We start from the raw sequence: 1040 nt of genomic DNA, 5'->3' as shown, positions 1-1040 counted from the left end.
TGTGATCTTTCAATAGGTTGTCCATTCGGGCCTGATCGGGGAGATTGATGTTGTGAGACGTCAACTCCAGGAAAGGACACCGAATGGACATCCATGAGAATGCCCGAACCACGCCCCATAGTCGAGCCGAGATGGTCCGGCGTGTGATTGAAGAAGGCGCAAGCAGGAGCGCCGTCGCCAAAGCCTTCGGCGTGTGCTGCAAGACTGTCAGCAAGTGGGTAGACCGCTTCCTTGCAGAAGGGCCCGAAGGCCTCAGGGAGCGCTCCTCGCGTCCGCATCGGCTGCATCGCCCGACGCCCGGTACGATCGTGGACGCGGTCATCAAGCTGCGTCGTCAACGCTTGCCGGGACACGAGATCGCCCGTCGATGCGGGGTCTCGCCAGCCACCGTCAGCCGCATCCTGCGCGCCGTAAAGCTCAGCCGGGCCAGAGATCTCGATCCGCCTGAACCGCCCCGCCGCTACGAGCACCCAAATCCCGGTGACATGATCCATATCGACATCAAGAAGCTCGGGCGCTTCGGGCGTCCCGGGCATCGCATCACCGGAAGCCGGAAGAGCAAGTCCATCCATCGCGGCATCGGCTGGGAGTACGTCCATGTCGCCGTGGATGACGCCTCACGCGTCTCCTTCAACCAGATCCATCCCGACGAAAAAGCGCCCAGTGCCGTCGACCACCTGAAGGCCTGCGTGGCTTACTACAAGCGTCTGGGTGTCGCCGTCCGGCGGGTGATGACAGACAATGGCGCATGCTATCGTTCGACCGCCTTCAAAAATACCTGTCGTGAACTCGGCCTCAAACATGTCCGGACAAAACCCTACACGCCCCGGACAAACGGAAAGGCCGAACGCTTCATCCAGACAGCCCTCAGGGAATGGGCTTACGCCAGGTCCTACATCACCTCAGACCAGAGGGCCGCCTGCCTCGCAGGCTGGACACATCGATACAACTTCCATCGACCCCATGGCGGCATTAAACATCAAACACCCATCAGTCGACTCGGTCTCCCCGTGGACAACCTGTTGAGACTCCACACCTAG

The 1040-nt window shown here is 60.7% G+C and carries 1 protein-coding gene; it reads left to right on the top strand.

What is annotated here, in order from left to right:
• The first annotated feature begins 83 nt into the window (after positions 1–83).
• The gene (locus tag HOC_RS20550; protein WP_035542582.1) at positions 84–1040 is read left to right on the top strand and encodes an IS481 family transposase; all 957 of its coding nucleotides are present in this window, start codon (positions 84–86) and stop codon (positions 1038–1040) included.

It is taken from the genome of Hyphomonas oceanitis SCH89 (genome assembly GCF_000685295.1).
Taxonomy (GTDB): Bacteria; Pseudomonadota; Alphaproteobacteria; order Caulobacterales; family Hyphomonadaceae; genus Hyphomonas; species Hyphomonas oceanitis.
Note: the sequence above shows the minus strand (reverse complement) of the source record. Positions and strands in the feature narration are given on the sequence as shown.